At 71.8% G+C, this 17,027-nt stretch carries 14 protein-coding genes; 4 read left to right on the top strand and 10 right to left on the bottom strand.

Annotated elements, in window-relative coordinates:
* Window positions 1-705, bottom strand: a 705-nt coding sequence (locus ACFW2E_RS21010) for a histidine kinase (RefSeq protein WP_384468538.1), incomplete at its 3' end; no start/stop codon positions are given.
* A gap of 166 nt (window positions 706-871) precedes the next feature.
* On the opposite strand from ACFW2E_RS21010, the gene ACFW2E_RS21015 reads away from it, so the two are divergent.
* Entirely contained in the window at window positions 872-1,873 is a 1,002-nt protein-coding gene (locus tag ACFW2E_RS21015) for a carboxymuconolactone decarboxylase family protein (RefSeq protein ID WP_384468540.1), read from the top strand.
* 340 nt (window positions 1,874-2,213) lie between these two features.
* Window positions 2,214-2,882, top strand: a complete 669-nt coding sequence (locus ACFW2E_RS21020) for a hypothetical protein (RefSeq protein ID WP_384468542.1) — start codon at window positions 2,214-2,216, stop codon at window positions 2,880-2,882.
* Window positions 2,883-2,909: 27 nt separating this feature from the next.
* On the opposite strand, the gene ACFW2E_RS21025 is transcribed toward ACFW2E_RS21020, so the two are convergent.
* The 9 genes from ACFW2E_RS21025 to ACFW2E_RS21065 form a co-directional block, all read right to left on the bottom strand.
* A complete protein-coding gene (locus ACFW2E_RS21025; RefSeq protein ID WP_384468544.1) occupies window positions 2,910-4,442 on the bottom strand; it encodes an NCS1 family nucleobase:cation symporter-1 in 1,533 nt (510 codons plus the stop codon).
* 136 nt (window positions 4,443-4,578) lie between these two features.
* A complete protein-coding gene (locus ACFW2E_RS21030; RefSeq protein ID WP_384468546.1) occupies window positions 4,579-5,598 on the bottom strand; it encodes a TIGR03842 family LLM class F420-dependent oxidoreductase in 1,020 nt (339 codons plus the stop codon).
* Window positions 5,599-5,609: 11 nt separating this feature from the next.
* Window positions 5,610-7,052, bottom strand: coding sequence for a dihydropyrimidinase (hydA, locus tag ACFW2E_RS21035; RefSeq protein WP_384468548.1), 1,443 nt, complete (start codon window positions 7,050-7,052; stop codon window positions 5,610-5,612).
* Between the two features lie 97 nt (window positions 7,053-7,149).
* A complete protein-coding gene (locus ACFW2E_RS21040; RefSeq protein ID WP_384468550.1) occupies window positions 7,150-7,992 on the bottom strand; it encodes a nitrilase-related carbon-nitrogen hydrolase in 843 nt (280 codons plus the stop codon).
* A 155-nt stretch (window positions 7,993-8,147) separates the two neighbouring features.
* On the bottom strand, window positions 8,148-9,731 hold the full coding sequence (locus ACFW2E_RS21045; protein ID WP_384468552.1) for a PucR family transcriptional regulator: 1,584 nt from the start codon (window positions 9,729-9,731) through the stop codon (window positions 8,148-8,150).
* A gap of 14 nt (window positions 9,732-9,745) precedes the next feature.
* Window positions 9,746-11,029, bottom strand: coding sequence for an aspartate aminotransferase family protein (locus tag ACFW2E_RS21050; RefSeq protein WP_384468554.1), 1,284 nt, complete (start codon window positions 11,027-11,029; stop codon window positions 9,746-9,748).
* Window positions 11,026-11,868, bottom strand: coding sequence for a nitrilase-related carbon-nitrogen hydrolase (locus tag ACFW2E_RS21055; protein ID WP_384468556.1), 843 nt, complete (start codon window positions 11,866-11,868; stop codon window positions 11,026-11,028). The genes ACFW2E_RS21050 and ACFW2E_RS21055 overlap by 4 nt, the downstream gene beginning before the upstream one ends.
* A gap of 158 nt (window positions 11,869-12,026) precedes the next feature.
* Entirely contained in the window at window positions 12,027-13,301 is a 1,275-nt protein-coding gene (locus ACFW2E_RS21060) for a hypothetical protein (RefSeq protein ID WP_384468558.1), read from the bottom strand.
* A gap of 147 nt (window positions 13,302-13,448) precedes the next feature.
* On the bottom strand, window positions 13,449-13,700 hold the full coding sequence (locus ACFW2E_RS21065) for a helix-turn-helix domain-containing protein (protein WP_384468560.1): 252 nt from the start codon (window positions 13,698-13,700) through the stop codon (window positions 13,449-13,451).
* A gap of 32 nt (window positions 13,701-13,732) precedes the next feature.
* On the opposite strand from ACFW2E_RS21065, the gene map reads away from it, so the two are divergent.
* Entirely contained in the window at window positions 13,733-14,509 is a 777-nt protein-coding gene (gene map, locus ACFW2E_RS21070; protein WP_384468562.1) for a type I methionyl aminopeptidase, read from the top strand.
* A 114-nt stretch (window positions 14,510-14,623) separates the two neighbouring features.
* The coding region (locus ACFW2E_RS21075; protein WP_384468564.1) for an ATP-dependent Clp protease ATP-binding subunit at window positions 14,624-17,027 on the top strand (2,404 nt) is incomplete at its 3' end.

Raw genomic sequence — 17,027 nt, forward strand, 5'->3', positions numbered from 1 at the left:
CACCTCGAGCGTGGCGCGCAGTTCCCGCATGGCCTCACCGCTCGCCTCCTGGATGGCGAGCAGCGCGGGCGGCACCTCCTCGCCGCGCTTGCGCGCCAGATGCACGGCGACGCCCGCCTGGAGTTTGACGATGGAGATGCTGTGCGTGAGCGAGTCGTGCAACTCCCTCGCGATGCGCAGGCGTTCCTCGCCGGCCCGGCGCAGTGCCGCCTCCTCCCTGGTGCGCTCCGCCTCCAGGGCGCGCTGTTCCGTCTGGCGCAGATAGGCCTGCCAGTTGCGGTCGGCCAGGCCCGTCACCACCGCGCACAGGAACCAGCCCGCGAGCAGCGCGGCGCGCTCGGCCACGGCCCGGGTGCCCGGGTCCGTCGCCACGTATCCGGCGAGGAACACCGCGCTCGCCGCGGCCGCGAGGCCCCGGTGCCCGGCGCGCGCGGCCGTGTGCACGGCGCCGAGCACGGGCAGGGCCGAGAGCGGCCCGGGGTGGGAGTGCAGGACGTACGCCGTGCCGGCCGCCGTCGTCACGGCCAGCACCGCGCGCGGCACGGCGCGGTAGAACCCCAGGGCCACGCAGCCCGCCCCGAGGAGGGCGTGGTCGGCGGCCGTCGTACCGGGGTCGAACGCAGCCGCGGTCATGGTCAGCGCGCCGACCACGACCGCGAGGGTCGCGTCGGCGAGACGTCTGCGTGTGACCGATCGCCCGTCCATGCCCGCACACTAGACGGCCCCGCCGGCCGCGGCATCGGCCCTGTGGACGGATCCGGGACTACTCCCCGGGCAGTAGTCCGCCGCGCCGCCGGACCCGGTCGGCGCAGCGCCGGCTGCCTTCGGCCGTACGACGACAGGGGCGCCCCCGCGGAGCACGCTGCTGTCCATGTCCTCACCCTTCCGGTTCACCCAGCCCCCGTCGCCCAGGTCCGCCACGGGCCGTGTCGCCGAGGTGTACGAGCAACTCGCCCTGGACTTCGGCATCGACCGGCCCCCCACCTTCGTCGTCCTGTCGTCGGCTCCCGAACTCATGGCGCCCGTCTGGGCGTTGATGCGGGAGTCACTCATCGCGGGCCCCGGCGGCCGCACCGGCAAGGAGCTGGCCGCCCTCGGGGTCTCGCTCGCCAACCGGTGTCCCTTCTGCGTGGACGCGCACACCGTGCTGCTGCACGCCACGGGGGACCACGCGCTCGCCGAGCGTCTGGCCCGGGGGGAGACACCCGAGAACGAGGGGCACGCACGCGTGCTGGAATGGGGGCGGCGCACCCGTGTCCCGGGCGCCGGCCTGGAGCCGTTCCCGTTCCCGCGGGAGCACGCGCCCGCCTATCTGGGCACCGCCCTGGCGTTCCACTTCATCAACCGCGTCGTATCGGCCCTGCTGACCGAGAAACTGCTCCCGTGCAACGCGCAGCGGCTGCGTCCGGTACGGAGTCTGGCGGGCCGGACGATGGCCGGGACCGTGCGCCGCACCGCCCGCCCCGGTGCCGCGCTCCCGCTGCTCGACGACCCCGGTCCCGGTCCCGGCTGGGCGGCGGGGACGGCCGTGGGGCCTGCCTACGCGGCACTGCGCACGGCCGCCGCGGCGGGCGCCGGCCTCCTGGACGCCGAGGACCGCACCCTCGTGCTCGAGGCCGTGCGTTCCTGGGACGGAGCGCACCCGCCGCTGTCCTGGTCCGCCCTGCCGGACCGGGCCCGCCGTCCGGGCGCGCGTCTGGCGCTGCTCGCGGCCCTGGCGCCGTACCGCATCACGGAAGAGGACGTGACGGCCTGGCGGGGGCCGCAGCACACCGACCACTGCCTGGTGCACCTCGTCGCGTACGGTGCGTTCGCGGCCGTGGACCGTATCGAGAGCGCCTTTGCCGCACGGGTCACGCAGGAAGCGTCGTGACTCCGGTCGCCGACCCCCGTCCGCCGGAGGCCTGGAACGGCTCCTGGATCGCGCCCGCCTGATACGACGTCGCCGTCGGCCGGGGCGGGGTCATGTTCTTCGCGGATCGCACGGCCTCGTTCGGCAGCCCGGCGCGTGCGGTGCGGCCCGGGGGACGGCTCGCGCTCGCCTGCCCCCGGCCGCGCAGGCCGGGGCGCACGGGCCGTCAACAACACTCCACCGTCACCGCGCAGGCACGGAGCGAGTTTGCACTACCGCCTCACAGCTACTCGTGTGACACTGTCGTCCCGTCCGCAGTGTGGACTCCCTCCGCACGCCGTCCCCCACGAGAAGTGCGCCTGTGCGTGATCTTCCTCTGCCGCTCGCTCTGACCGCGCGCCTGTCGCCGGTCGCCGTGCTCGCCACGGCCGGCTGGGCACTGGTGTCCGGTCCGTTCGCGCCCGCGCCGGCCGCCGATCACCAGGCGGACCGGAAGGCGCCCGTCCAGTCGGCCTCCGCGCCCTCGTCGACGGCGGTGTCGAAGACGTACGCCGCCGCCCCCGCGCCCTGTGGCAGCGTGGCGGTGAAGACCATCACCTCCCTGGTGCCGGGCGCCAAGACGGCCGGCAAGGAGATCCCCTCGACGGACACGAAGCTGCGCCGCACCTGCTCCTGGAACGCACTCAAGGGGTACGACTACCGCTGGCTCGACGTCTCATTCGAGATCACCAACTCGGATGAAACGGCACAGAAGGAATACAAGGAGCGCACCACCGAGAAGAGCGGCGGAGGAGATGTCCCGGGCCTCGGCAGCTCCGCCTATTCCGTGGTGAACGTGACCACCGAGGACAAGCAGCAGACGCGTGAGGGCGTGGTGATCGCCCGCGTCTCCAACGCGCTCGTCGTCGTGACCTACAACGGCAGTGACTTCGAGACGAAGAAGGCGCCCAGCGCGGACGTGATCAACAAGGGCGCCATCAAGGCCGCCAAGGACGCCGCGGCGGCACTCGAGGGCGGTCATCAGGGCTGACCGCCCTCCGTGCCGGTCCTTGCGCCGTCAGACGGCCGCGGTCTCCTCCCTCCGGCCGGTCAGCAGTGTCAGCGCCAGGTACACCAGCAGCGACGTGCCCAGGCCGACCGCCCAGCCGTAGTCGGCCAGGGAGGACAGCGCCGGGATGGGTCTGCCGTCGATCAGCGGCTTGAAACTGGCGCCGCCGACGGCCAGCACACCGCCCGCCAGGAAGGCCACGACCGCCCGCCAGTTCCAGCCGCCGTCGTACCAGTAGCGGCCGCCCGTGCGGTACAGGTCGGCGAGGTCGAGGCGGGTGCGGCGCAGGATCCAGTAGTCGGCGATGAGGATGCCCGCGACGGTGCCGAGCAGGCCGCCGACCAGGCCGAGCCAGGTGAAGATGTAGCCCTGCGGGTCCGAGTAGAGCTTCCACGGGAAGATCAGCACACCGAGGACACAGGTGACGAGGGCGCCGGTGCGGAAACTGACCTTCCGGGGCGCGATGTTGGAGAAGTCGAACGCGGGCGAGACCAGGTTGGCCGCGATGTTCACGGACAGGGTCGCCACCAGCACGGTCACCAGCGCGTAGAGCAGGCCCACCACGTTGTCGGTCCGCGCGGCCAACTGGACCGGGTCCCAGATCGGCCTGCCGTACACCGCCTGCGAGCCGGACGTGACCAGCACGGACAGGAAGGCGAACAGCGTCATGGTCGTCGGCAGACCGAGGGCCTGGCCCCAGGTCTGCGCCTTCTGGCTCCTCCCGTAACGGGTGAAGTCCGGGATGTTGAGGGACAGCGTGGACCAGAAGCCGATCATGCCCATGAGGGACGGCCAGAACAGCTTCCAGAAGTCCCCGCCCCAGCCGAGCCTGGAGGGCTGGTCGAAGAGCGGACCGAGGCCGCCCGCCTTGTCGCTCATCCACACCAGCATCACGAACGCGCCGACGAGCACGAAGGGCGCCGCCCAGTTCTCGAAGCGGCGGATCGTCTCCATGCCCCGGTAGATGACGGCGACCTGGATCGCCCAGAAGATCACGAACGACAGCCACATGGTCCAGGCGTAGCCGCCGATCGTGCCGGCGTCGGTCCAGCTGTCGCCGATCAGCTTGCCGGCCAGGAAGTAGATCGCCTCACCGCCGATCCAGGTCTGGATGCCGAACCAGCCGCACGCCACCAACGCCCGCACGACAGCGGGGAGGTTGGCGCCGCGGACCCCGAAGCTGGCGCGGGCGAAGACCGGGAAGGGGATGCCGTACTTCGGGCCCGCGTGCCCGGTGAGCAGCATCGGGACGAGCACGATCAGGTTGGCCAGGGCGATGGTGAACACGGCCTGCTTCCAGTCCATGCCCACCGCGATGAGCCCGGAGGCCAGCGTCCAGGAGGCCGTGTTGTGAGCCATGCCGACCCACAGCGCGGAGAAGTTGTACGTGGTCCAGGTGCGCTTGGCGGCGGGGACCGGGAGCAGGTCCTCGTTGGCGTACGGGCCGCTGGGCTGCGGCGAACCAGGGGCGATCTCCACCCGGCCGTCGGCGAGGGTGACTTGAGAGGTCGGCGGTATGGCCGTGGGAGCGGTGTCGGTCATGGGCAGGCCAATCACTGAGGTGGGACGAAGAGGCCGTGCGGGTGGCTCCTGCGGGGGGTGCGCGGAGAGCGCCCTGGCCCCCTTCCCGGGACGGCGGGAAGGGGGAGATCGATGGGGAGGGGAGGGGACGGGAAGGTCAGCCGTTGACGGCCGGGATCACCCGGGACCCGTACGCGTCGATGGTGGCCTCCTGGGCGTCGTGCATGTCGTACACCGCGAACTGGTCGACGCCCATCTCGCGCAGGGCACCGAGCTTCTCGACGTGCATCTCGGGCGTACCGATGACACAGAAGCGGTCGACGATCTCGTCGGGCACGAACTCGGTGTCGGGATTCCCGCTGCGCCCGTGGTGGGAGTAGTCGTACCCCTCACGGGCCTTGATGTACTCGGTGAGTTCGTCGGGAACCTGCGCGGAGTGCTCGCCGTACTTGGCGACCAGGTCGGCCACGTGGTTGCCGACCATTCCGCCGAACCAGCGGCACTGGTCGCGGGCGTGGGCCAGCGCCTCGGGCGAGTCGTCCTCGGTGACGTATGCCGGGGCGGCGACGCAGATCTTCACCTCGGACGGATCGCGCCCGGCCGCCACGGCGGCGTCCTTCACGGCCTTGACCATGTACTCGGTCAGATAGAGGTCGGACAGCTGGAGGATGAAGCCGTCGGCCTCCTCACCGGTCATCTTCAGTGCCTTGGGCCCGTACGCGGCCATCCACACGGGGACCTCGGCGCCCGGCCTGATCCACGGGAACTTCACCACCGTGCCGCCGAGATCGGCCTCCTCGCCCCTGCCCAGGGCACGGATGACCTTCATGGCCTCGCTTATGCGGGCAAGGGTGTTGGGCTTGCGGCCGGCCACCCGCATCGCCGAGTCGCCGCGGCCGATGCCGCAGACCGTGCGGTTGCCGAACATGTCGTTGAGGGTGGCGAAGGTGGAGGCGGTGACCTCCCAGGTACGGGTGCCCGGGTTGGTGACCATGGGGCCGACCGTCAGCTTCGTGGTGTTGGCGAGGATCTGGCTGTAGATCACGAACGGCTCCTGCCACAGCACGGCGGAGTCGAAGGTCCAGCCGTACGTGAAGCCGTTGCGCTCGGCCCGTTTCATCAGGCTGATGACGCGGGAGGCCGGCGGATCGGTCTGCAGGACGAGTCCGAAGTCCATGGGCGCCACTCCTAGTTGAGGTACTGACAGGTGGAGCGCGGGGTGAAGACGCCGTGACCCGCGCGTCCGGTGTACTCCCGCTCGGTGATGACGGGTTCGCCGCGCGAGAGCACGGTCTCGACGCGGCCGGTGACGCGCCTGCCCTCGTACGCCGAGTAGTCGACGTTCATGTGGTGCGTCTCGGCGGACATGACCTGCTCGGCGTGCGGGTCGTAGATGACGACGTCGGCGTCGGCGCCCGGGGCGATGGTGCCCTTCTTCGGGTACATCCCGAACATCCGCGCCGGGGTCGCGCAGGCGATCTCGATCCAGCGGCGGCGGGAGATGTGCCCGTCGACGACGGCCTGGTGGAGCAGGTCCATGCGGTTCTCGACGCCGGGCAGTCCGTTGGGGATCTTGGAGAAGTCGCCCCGGCCGAGCTCCTTCTGGCCCACGAAGCAGAAGGGGCAGTGGTCGGTGGAGACGACCTGCAGGTCGTTGGTCCGCAGGCCCTTCCACAGCGCGGCCTGGTGCTCCTTGGGGCGCAGTGGTGTGCTGCACACGTATTTGGCGCCCTCGAAGTCGGGCTCGGCCAGGTTGTCCGTGGACAGGAACAGGTACTGCGGGCAGGTCTCGCCGAAGACGTTCAGCCCCTCGTCGCGCGCCCTGGCCAGTTCGGCGACCGCCTCCGTGGCCGAGACGTGGACGACGTACAGCGGTGCGCCGGCGACCTGGGCGAGCCTGATCGCGCGGTGGGTGGCCTCGGCCTCCAGCAGCGCCTTGCGCACCTCCCCGTGGTGGCGCGGGTCGGTCTCCCCGCGGGCCAGGGCCTGTTCGACCAGGACGTCGATCGCGATGCCGTTCTCGGCGTGCATCATGATCAGGCCGCCGTTCTCGGCGGAGCGCTGCATGGCGCGCAGGATCTGGCCGTCGTCGCTGTAGAAGACGCCGGGGTAGGCCATGAACTGCTTGAAGGACGTGATGCCCTCCTCGACGAGGAGGTCCATCTCCTTGAGCGTCTCCTGGTTGACGTCCGAGACGATCATGTGGAAGCCGTAGTCGACCGCACAGTTGCCCTCGGCCTTGGCGTGCCAGGCGTCGAGGCCCTCGCGCAGGGTGTGGCCGACGCTCTGCACGGCGAAGTCGACGATCGTGGTCGTACCGCCCCAGGCGGCGGCCCGGGTACCGGTCTCGAAGGTGTCGGCGGCGTAGGTGCCGCCGAAGGGCAGCTCCATGTGGGTGTGCGCGTCGACCCCGCCCGGGATGACGTACTTCCCGGTGGCGTCGATGACCCTCCCCCACCCTTCGGACGGGGGTGCCCCCGTCTCGCTTCGCTCGGCGGTGAAGGCCCCGGCGGCCGGGGTGCCGGAGGCGACGAGGGCGGCGATTCGGCCGTCCTCGATCAGGACGTCGGCGTGGATCTCGTCGGACGCGGTGATGACGAGACCGCCGCGGATGACGGTACGGCTGCTCATTCTCCCTCTCCTGCCGTGTTCAACACTGGTGTGGTGCGGATCGGTAGGGGCCGCCGGCCCGGTCCCCGTGCGCCGGGCCGACGGCGGTGCCGGCCGGTTACGGGGCGGTCAGCGGGGCGTACGCGTCGGGACGGCGGTCCCGGTAGAACTGCCAGCGGTCGCGTACCTCGCGCAGCTTGGCCAGGTCCAGGTCGCGGACCACGAGTTCGGTCTCCTTGTCGCTCGCCACCTCGCCGACGAACTGGGCCTCCGGGTCGACGAAGTAGCTCGTCCCGTAGAAGTCGTTGTCGCCCAGGTCCTCCACGCCGACCCGGTTGATGGCGCCCACGAAGTACTCGTTGGCGACGGCCGCCGCGGGCTGCTCCAGCTGCCACAGGTAGCGGGACAGACCGCGCGAGGTGGCCGACGGGTTGAAGACGATCTCGGCGCCCTCCAGGCCCAGGGCACGCCAGCCCTCCGGGAAGTGGCGGTCGTAGCAGATGTAGACGCCGATCCGGCCGACGGCGGTCTCGAAGACGGGCCAGCCGCTGTTCCCCGGGCGGAAGTAGAACTTCTCCCAGAATCCCGGGACCTGCGGGATGTGGTGCTTGCGGTACTTGCCGAGGTACGAGCCGTCCGCGTCGATCACGGCGGCGGTGTTGTACAGGACGCCGGGCTGCTCCTCCTCGTACATGGGCAGGACGAGGACGATTCCCAGTTCCCTGGCCAGGGCCTGGAAGCGTTTGACGATCGGGCCGTCCGGGATCCGCTCGGCGTACTCGTAGAAGGCCTTGTCCTGGACCTGGCAGAAGTAGGGCCCGTAGAACAGCTCTTGGAAGCACAGGACCCGAGCACCCTGCGCGGCCGCGTCGCGGGCCGCCTGCTCGTGTACCTGGATCATCGATTCCTTGTCGCCGGTCCAGGCCGTCTGGAAGACGGCGGCGCGGATCACTCTGCTCATCGGGACCTCCGGTCACTCGGTGTGGGAGGAGACTAGAAAGTCCGGATCCGCGCTTTGAGTTGCATCGTGTCACGTCTGCGGGCGTTCGGCGTGTCACGGTGTCACGCATTGGCCGGCCCATGTTTCACCGCCGTTTTCCCAGGTCGTCGCATGTTTCACTGCTGTTGCGCATCATGCGCGAGGAGCGCGATGTGCACCGAGGCCGCCTGCTCGAAGTCGTCGAGGTCGACGCCGAGCCGGGTCTGTATCGCCTCCAGGCGGCGGTAGAGCGCGGGCCGGGAGACGTGGTGGAGCTGGGCGGTACGGGACTTGTTGCGGCCGGTCGCCAGATACGTGCGCAGTACGTCCAGCAGGTCCTGGCCCGGGTCGCACAGCAGGCCGTCCAGTTCCCGCTCCGCGAAGGACTGCACATGCGGGTCGTCCCGCAGCAGCCGTATCAGGCCGCGCAGATGCACGTCCTTGAGGCGTACGACGGCGGGCAGGCACAGGGCGTCCGGGGAATCGGCGACGGCGTCCGCGACGTGCTGGGCCTCGCGGAGCCCGGCGGGGACCTCGTCCCACACCGTGCGCGGGTCGGCCGCGGCGACGACCGTGCGGGCCACTGCGGACTCGGCCCGCAGCCGCGTCGCGAAGTGCGCCGCGAGCGCCGCCGCGTCCTGGTCGCGGGCGAGGCTGAGCAGGACGGCGGTGGCACCGTCGGCGAGTTCGGCGACGAGTCCGGGCAGCCCCAGCAGCCGCAGGACACGCTCGAGTTGGGCGGGCTCGCCGTCCCGTACGACCAGGGGCACGAAGGCCCGCCGGTTGACCGGCAGTCCGGCCGCCCGGGCCCGCGGCAGCAGCTGTCTGGCCGGTACGACACCGGAGACCAGGTCGGTCAGCAGGCTCTGCGCCGACTGTTCCTCCCAGGTGTGGGCGGAGCCGCCGGCGAGCATGCGGTGCAGGACGAGCGCCTCGGCGGCCCGGTCGGCGAGCAGCCGCCCGGTGGCGGTGTCGCCCCGGTACCCGCACAGCACGATCCGGCCCCACCGCTCCCCGCGCCCGCCGAGCTCGGCCCGGATCCACCCGTCACCCTCGCTGCCGCCCGCCTGCCGGGCGATGCGCTCCCAGTCCCGCAGCACGTCGTCCACGGCGGACCGCTCCCCCGCCGTGGCCAGGACCCGGTGGGCGAGGTTGGTGACCACGACCGGACAGCCGCTGTGCTGGGTCACCTCGTCGAGCAGCCGCTGCAGCGGGGCACCCGCGGTGATGAGCCCGGTCAGGGCCGTCCGTACGGACTCCGAGAGGCTGACGGCCGCGAACTTCCGCCGTACCAGCCGGGACTGCACCTCCTCGGTCAACTCGGCGAACGGGAACGGCCGGTGCAGGACGACCATGGGCAGCCCGCACCGCTCGGCCGCCCGGCGCATCACATCCGGCGGGGCCGGGAAGGCCCGGCCGAGGCCCAGGACGACGGCCGCGGCCTCCGCGCGGTGCAGCGACTGGATGTACTCGGCCTGCTTGCCCTCGTCGCCGGCGAGCAGCACACCCGTGGTGAGGACCATCTCGCCGCCGCTGAGCATCACTCCGACGTCGGCGGCCTCGGCTACGTGGACCCAGCGCACGGGCCGGTCGAGCTGCCCGGCGCCGGCCACCACCTCGGGCTCACCGGCCAGCACCCGTTCCAGGGCCAGGATCTGACGGACCGACAGCACGGGTTCCGGAGCCTCCGTGAACCCCCGGGGCTCCAAGGTGGTGGCCATGCTCAACCTCTTGCCTAGTAGGTGCTCCTCAGAGCGCGTTCGAGGATCGCGGCGCCCTCCTCGGCCTCCGCGACGGTCAGCGACATCGGCGGTGCGATGCGCAGGGCACTGGTGTTGTGCCCGCCGCCCTTTCCGATGAGGAGCCCGCCCTCACGGGCCGCCTCCAGGACCGCGGACGCGGCCCGCGGGTCGGCCTCGTCGGTCCCGGGTCTCACCAGTTCGACGCCGATCATCAGCCCGCGCCCGCGCACCTCGCGGACGCCCGGCAACTGCGCGGCGACGGCCCGCAGCCGTTCGATGAGCAGTCCGCCGACGCGCCGGGCGTTGCCCTGGAGGTCGTGTTCGAGGAGGTAGGTGAGGTTGGCGAGTCCCGCGGCCATGGTGATCTGGGTGCCGCCGAACGTCGAGATGCTGTTGGCGTCCAGGCAGTTCATGATCTCGGCGCGGGCGACGACGCCGCCGATGGACGCGCCGTTGCCGATGCCCTTGGCGAAGGTGAGCATGTCCGGCGGCCCGCCGCGGCCGTGCGCCTGCCAGCCCCAGAAGTGGTCTCCGGTGCGGCCCCAGCCGGTCTGCACCTCGTCCGAGATCCACAGGGCGCCGTGCTCGCGCAGGACCTCACGGAAGGCCGCGTACAGGCCGTCGGGCGGCGAGGTGAAGCCGCCGACGCCCTGGATGGGTTCGGCGATCAGCGCCGCCGGAGGACGGGTGTGGCCGAGCAGGTCCCTCAGGTCCGCCACGCAGGCCGCGATGAACCCGGTGTCGTTCAGCTCGGCGAACGGGCCCCGGGTGCGCACGCCTCCGTGGACGTAGAGCGTCTGGAGCGGGGACAGCGCGGTCGGTGACCAGCCGCGGTTGCCGGTGATGCCGACCGCGCTGAAGGAGCGGCCGTGATAGCTGTTGCGCATGGCCAGGACCGTGTTGGTCCGCCGGTAGGTGGTCGCGAGCAGCAGGGCGGTGTCGTTGGCCTCCGTGCCGGAGGTGGTGAAGAAGACACGGGCGTCCGGGATGCCGCTCAACTTGGCGATGCGTTCGGCGAGTTCGACCATCGGCCGGTTGAGGTAGAGGGTGGAGGAGTGCAGGATCCGCCCGGCCTGCTCGCTCACCGCCTTCGTCACCTCGGGCAGCGCGTGCGCGGTCATCGTGGTGAGGATGCCGCCGAAGAAGTCGAGGTACCGGTTGCCGTCGGCGTCCCAGACGTGGCGGCCCTCGCCGTGGGTGATCTCGAGGGGGTCCTCGTAGTAGAGGGCGAGCCAGTCGGGGAGCACCTGGCGGTGGCGGTCGTACAAGTCGTTCACGGCTGCACCAGCCCTTCGTACGCGTCGGGGCGCCGGTCGCGGTAGAACGCCCACTGCTGCCGCACCTGTTCGATCAGGTCGAAGTCGAGGTCCCGGACGACGAGTTCCTCGGCCTTGTCGCTGGCGACCTCGCCCACGAACTGCCCGCGCGGGTCGACGAAGTAGCTCGTCCCGTAGAAGTCGTTGTCGCCGTACTCCTCCTGCCCGACCCGGTTGATGGCGGCGACGAAGTACTCGTTGGCCACGGCGGCGGCCGGCTGCTCCAGCTGCCACAGATGGGCGGAGAGCCCCCGTGAGGTGGCCGACGGGTTGTACACCAGCTGCGCGCCGTTGAGGCCGAGTTGCCGCCAGCCCTCCGGGAAGTGGCGGTCGTAGCAGATGTAGACGCCGACCTTGCCCACGGCGGTGTCGAAGACCGGCCAGCCGGCGTTGCCGGGCTTGAAGTAGTACTTCTCCCAGAAGCCCTTGACCTGGGGGATGTGGTGCTTGCGGTACTTGCCGAGGAAGGTGCCGTCGGCGTCGATCACGGCCGCGGTGTTGTAGTAGAAGCCGGACTGCTCGACCTCGAAGACCGGGACGACGATCACCATGCCGGTCTCCCGGGCGAGGTCCCGCATGCGGCGCACGGTCGGCCCGTCGGGAACCGGCTCGGCCCAGCGGTAGTGCTCCGGCTCCTGGACCTGACAGAAGTAGGGGGCGTTGAAGACTTCCTGAAATCCGATGACCTTGGCACCCCGGCGGGCCGCCTCGCGGGCGTGCTCCTCGTGCTTCGCCACCATGGACTCGGTGTCGCCGGTCCAGGTGGCCTGGACCAGGGCGGCACGTACGACGTTGGCCATGAGCTGCTCCTTCGGCGGGACGTCAGAGCCTCTACGCCCGTAGACGCAGGTCGTAGAGGGTCGAACGTAAGCCTCGGGGACGGCCTTGCCAAGACCATTGTCGTCAACCCGCTGAGTCGATCACGTTTCACACTCCTGTGGGTGATCCGGCGCGCCGGTCAGACGCCGAAACCGGCCACACGCAGGGCGTGGACGAGGTCCCAGTGACGCTCTTCCGACACGCCGCGGGCGGCCTCCAGGAGGAGTGGTACCAGGCGCTGCGGGTCCGGGGCGGCGCTGCGGGCCGCCTCTTCGGGGGTGCGGACGCGGACGTACGCGTCGAGGAGGGCGCGCACCTCGCGGGTCCGCCTTTCGGCGGCCAGCCCCAGCACCGCCTCACCGATCTGGCCGGCGGGCCGCACGACGCCCTGCCGCAGGATCTGCCGGCCGTCGGCGGCGCGGCCGGCCGCGACCAGTGCGTCGGATGCCGCCACCAGGCGGTCGGCGGGCAGCGAGGCGGCCTCCCAGAGCAGGGTCGCCCAGTCTGCGCCCAGCCCGGCGCCCTGCAGCCCCGCGGCGAGCAGCGGGAGGCGGGCGACGGGCCAGTGGGCGATCTCGGCCAGCAGGGCGTGCGCCTCGCCGCTGCGGCCCTCGCCGCGCAGCCGTTCGAGCGTCTCCACGGCCCCGGCCACCGCGCGGTCCGCCGCCGCGTCCGGCTGCGCCACCTGCGGCTCCGGCCGCTCCGTCGGCTCGGCGGCCCCGGCGAACCGGGCCCCTCGCGGGGTGCGGCGCGCTGCGGGAGCGGGCGACGCCGGAACGGGGTCCTGCGGTACGACCGCGGGGGCGGCGCCGTCCTCGGTCATCCCGGCGAAGCGGGCACTGCCGCGGCGGCGTTTGCGGGGCTTGGCGGGGGCGGGCCCGGCGGCGGGGGCCGGGCCGCCGGCCCCGCGCCGGTCCGACTCGGCCATGCGGGAACGGAGTTCCGCGCACCGCGCCGTCGCCCGCTCGTGGTCGTCCTGGGCCCAGGCGAGGTCGACGCGGATGCCCTCGGCCTCCTCCCGGGTGGTCGCGACCGCGAGCGACCGGGCCAGTTCCGCCTGCCGTTCGGCCGCGTACCGCTGCTCGCGGAGCATGACGTCGAGCTGGTCCCCCAGGGCGTCCCGGCCGCCCGGCCGGGCGTCGTACGCGGCGAGGGCGGCCGCGTGCAGCGTCCGGGCCCCTTCCGCCTCCCGGCCGGCGGCATCGGCGCCGTACGTCGCCGCCAGGTCCTGGAGCAGCGCCTCCACCACGTCCCAGGGGGGCACCTCACGGCCCTCGATACAGGCCCGCATGCCGTCCGGGTCACGCTGCCAGAACACCCCGCACCAGCCGCCACCCTGGTCCAGACGCGCCAGCAGACCGTCCAGGTAGTTCGTGAACTCCCGCATCCGACCGGGGAGTTGATCAACAGTCATCGCCCAACTCCCCCCAGACCGGAGCACTCCGGTTCCGTAGGCAACACCAGTCGTGTTACGGCGCTGCTACAGGGAGTTTTCAGTGGGAGCGCGGGAGCCTCATTGCGCGATCTTGACCGATGCGCGCGCTATCGAGACCGATTGACATCAGGCCGCGACCGGCTCGCAACGCTCCGCGAGCTTGTCCATCGACAGCCCGAGGGCTCGCGCCAGCGCGGCCACCGTGAAGAAGGCCGGAGTCGGGGCCCGCCCCGTCTCGATCTTGCGGAGCGTCTCGGCGGAGATCCCGGCCTCGGCCGCGACCTCCGCCATGCTCCGGCCGCCACGGGCCTCGCGCAGCAGCCGGCCGAGCCGCTCGCCGCGTTCGCGTTCTTCGGGAGTGAGAGGGGTGCGCACCATGCCGTTATTCTAATACCGGTATAGTAATTGGCATGGTGGAACTCAAGACAGACGCGTCGATCGACGCGATGCACGCCGCGGGCCAGGTCGTCGGTCGCGCCCTGACCGCCGTGCGGGAGGCCGCGGACGTCGGCGTCTCCCTGCTCGAACTGGACCGGGTGGCGCGCGAGGTGCTGCGCGAGGCCGGGGCCTCCTCGCCGTTCCTCGGCTACCGCCCCTCCTTCGCCCCGACCCCGTTCCCCGCCGTGATCTGCGCCTCCGTCAACGACGCGATCGTCCACGGCATCCCGGGGCGCTACCGTCTGCGCGACGGCGACCTGGTCTCCGTCGACTGCGGCGCCGCACTGGACGGCTGGGTCGGCGACTCGGCGATCAGTTTCACCGTGGGCAGGCCGCGCCCGGCGGACAGGCGCCTGATCGGCACCGCCGAGCGGGCGCTGGCGGCCGGCATCGCGGCCGCCGTCGTCGGCAACCGCGTCGGGGACATCGCCCATGCGATCGGCTCGGTGTGCCGGGAGGCCGGTTACGGCGTCCCGGACGGCTTCGGAGGGCACGGCGTGGGCCGCCGCATGCACGAGGACCCCCCGGTGCCCAACGAGGGCCGGCCGGGTCGTGGCCTTCGCCTGCGGCACGGGATGGTCCTGGCGATAGAGCCGATGCTCATCGCAGGCGGGACCGACGGCTACTACGCGGCCGCGGACGGCTGGACGCTCAGGACGAGCGACGGCTCGCGGGCGGCCCACGCCGAGCACACGGTGGCGATCACGGACGCGGGCCCCCGGATCCTCACGGCACGGCAGCCGTCCTGAGGCCCGGCGCGAAGGCCCCGGTCGGGAAGTCTTCAGGGGCAGACGCCCCGCACGTGCCTTCGCGGGCCATCCGTGCCAAGGTGTTATGAACCAGCACCAAAGGAACGGAACGTCATGACCGACGGCTACCCTCCCGACCCCTTCGGTGATTTCCTGTCCCGCTTCCTCGGCGGAGGCGGCCCCCAGCACAACCCTCGCCACATCGACATAGGCCGCATGCTGAGCCAGCCGGCGAGGGAGCTCGTGCGGGGCGCCGCCCAGTACGCCGCCGAGCACGGCAGCCGGGACCTGGACACCCAGCACCTGTTGCGCGCGGCCCTCTCCGCCGAGCCCACCCGGAGTCTGCTCAGCCGCGCGGGCACGGACCCGGACTCCCTCGCCACGGAGATCGACGAGCGGTCCGGTCCGGTCCAGCACCCGCCGGGCGAGGTCCCGCAGCCGACCTCCCTCTCGCTGACCCCGGCCGTCAAACGGGCCCTGCTGGACGCGCACGACCTGGCACGGTCGAGCGGCGCCGGGTACATCGGCCCCGAGCACGTGCTGAGCGCGCTGGCCGCGAACCCCGACTCGGCCGCCGGGCACATCCTGGGCGCCGCCCACTTCGCGGCCACCGGCAGATCGTCCGACGCACCCGAGACCGACCGGGCCCGCCCCGGAGCCGAGCGGCAGCGGCCGACGACGACGCCGACCCTGGACAAGTACGGCCGGGACCTGACCGAACAGGCCCGGGAGGGACGCATCGACCCGGTCATCGGGCGCGACGAGGAGATCGAGCAGACCATCGAGGTGCTCTCCCGGCGCGGCAAGAACAACCCGGTGCTGATCGGTGACGCGGGTGTCGGCAAGACCGCGATCGTGGAGGGGCTCGCCCAGCGGATCGCCGACGAAGACGTGCCGGACGTGCTCACCGGCCGCCGCGTGGTCGCGCTGGACCTGACCGGCGTGGTCGCGGGAACCCGCTTCCGCGGGGACTTCGAGGAGCGTCTGAACAACATCGTCAACGAGATCCGCGACCACTCCGACGAGCTGGTCGTCTTCATCGACGAGCTGCACACCGTCGTCGGCGCCGGCGCGGGCGGCGAGGGCGGGGCGATGGACGCGGGCAACATCCTCAAGCCCGCCCTGGCGCGCGGCGAGCTGCACGTCGTGGGCGCGACCACGCTGGAGGAGTTCCGCCGGATCGAGAAGGACGCGGCGCTGGCCCGCCGCTTCCAGCCGGTGCTGGTGCCGGAGCCGACCTCCGAGGACACCATCGAGATCCTGCGCGGGCTGCGCGACCGCTACGAGGCCCACCACCAGGTCCGCTACACCGACGAGGCCCTGGTGGCCGCCGTGGAGCTGTCCGACCGGTACCTCACCGACCGCAGGCTGCCGGACAAGGCCATCGACCTGATCGACCAGGCCGGAGCCCGGGTGCGGCTGGGCGCCCGGACGAAGGGCACGGACGTGCGCGCCATGGAGCGCGAACTCGCGCAGCTCACCTGCGACAAGGACCAGGCGGTCGCGGACGAGCAGTACGAGCAGGCCACGCAGCTGCGCGACCGCATCGGCGAGCTCAAGCAGCGGATCACCGAGACCAGCGGCGACGAGGAGGCCGACGAGGGACAGCACCTGGAGGTGACGGCCGAGGCCATCGCCGAGGTGGTGTCCCGGCTGACCCACATCCCGGTCAGCCGTCTCACCCAGGAGGAGAAGGAGCGGCTGCTCGGGCTGGAGCAGCATCTCCGTCAGCGGGTGATCGGGCAGGACGAGGCGGTGGCCGTGGTGGCCGAGGCAGTGCTGCGCTCCCGTGCCGGGCTGGCCAGTCCCGACCGGCCGATCGGCAGCTTCCTGTTCCTCGGTCCGACCGGTGTCGGCAAGACCGAGCTGGCCCGCGCGCTGGCCGAGGCGCTCTTCGGCAGCGAGGACCGGATGGTCCGGCTGGACATGAGCGAGTACCAGGAGCGGCACACCGTCTCCCGCCTGGTCGGCGCGCCGCCCGGGTACGTGGGCCACGAGGAGGCCGGTCAGCTCACCGAGGTGGTGCGGCGGCATCCGTACTCGCTGCTCCTGCTCGACGAGGTGGAGAAGGCGCACCCGGACGTCTTCAACATCCTGCTGCAGGTCCTGGACGACGGGCGGCTCACCGACTCGCAGGGCCGCACCGTGGACTTCACCAACACGGTCATCGTGATGACCAGCAACCTCGGCTCCGACGTGATCACCCGGCGAGGCGCCGGCGTCGGGTTCGGGCCGGCCGGCGAGAAGGCCGACGAGGAGGCACGGCGCGAGCGGATCCTGCGGCCGCTGCGCGACCACTTCCGGCCGGAGTTCCTCAACCGCATCGACGAGATCGTCGTCTTCCGGCAGCTCTCCGCCGAGCAGCTGCGGCAGATCACCGACCTGCTGCTGGAGCGCACCCGTCGGCTGCTGCAGGCCCAGGACATCACGGTCGAGTTCACGGACGCGGCCGTCGGCTGGATCGCGGAACGCGGCCACCAGCCGGAGTACGGCGCCCGGCCGCTGCGCCGCACCATCC

Origin of the sequence: Streptomyces sp. NPDC058964 (assembly GCF_042741275.1) — a bacterium.
In the GTDB taxonomy this organism is placed as follows: domain Bacteria; phylum Actinomycetota; class Actinomycetes; order Streptomycetales; family Streptomycetaceae; genus Streptomyces.

Bases quoted from the DNA above. Each gene is read 5' to 3' on its own strand.
- ACFW2E_RS21015 (WP_384468540.1), top strand. From the start codon at position 872: ATGTCCTCACCCTTCCGGTTCACCCAGCCCCCGTCGCCCAGGTCCGCC.
- ACFW2E_RS21025 (WP_384468544.1), bottom strand. From the start codon at position 4,442: ATGACCGACACCGCTCCCACGGCCATACCGCCGACCTCTCAAGTCACC.
- ACFW2E_RS21030 (WP_384468546.1), bottom strand. From the start codon at position 5,598: ATGGACTTCGGACTCGTCCTGCAGACCGATCCGCCGGCCTCCCGCGTC.
- hydA (WP_384468548.1), bottom strand. From the start codon at position 7,052: ATGAGCAGCCGTACCGTCATCCGCGGCGGTCTCGTCATCACCGCGTCC.
- ACFW2E_RS21040 (WP_384468550.1), bottom strand. From the start codon at position 7,992: ATGAGCAGAGTGATCCGCGCCGCCGTCTTCCAGACGGCCTGGACCGGC.
- ACFW2E_RS21045 (WP_384468552.1), bottom strand. From the start codon at position 9,731: ATGGCCACCACCTTGGAGCCCCGGGGGTTCACGGAGGCTCCGGAACCC.
- ACFW2E_RS21055 (WP_384468556.1), bottom strand. From the start codon at position 11,868: ATGGCCAACGTCGTACGTGCCGCCCTGGTCCAGGCCACCTGGACCGGC.
- ACFW2E_RS21060 (WP_384468558.1), bottom strand. From the start codon at position 13,301: ATGACTGTTGATCAACTCCCCGGTCGGATGCGGGAGTTCACGAACTAC.
- ACFW2E_RS21065 (WP_384468560.1), bottom strand. From the start codon at position 13,700: ATGGTGCGCACCCCTCTCACTCCCGAAGAACGCGAACGCGGCGAGCGG.
- map (WP_384468562.1), top strand. From the start codon at position 13,733: ATGGTGGAACTCAAGACAGACGCGTCGATCGACGCGATGCACGCCGCG.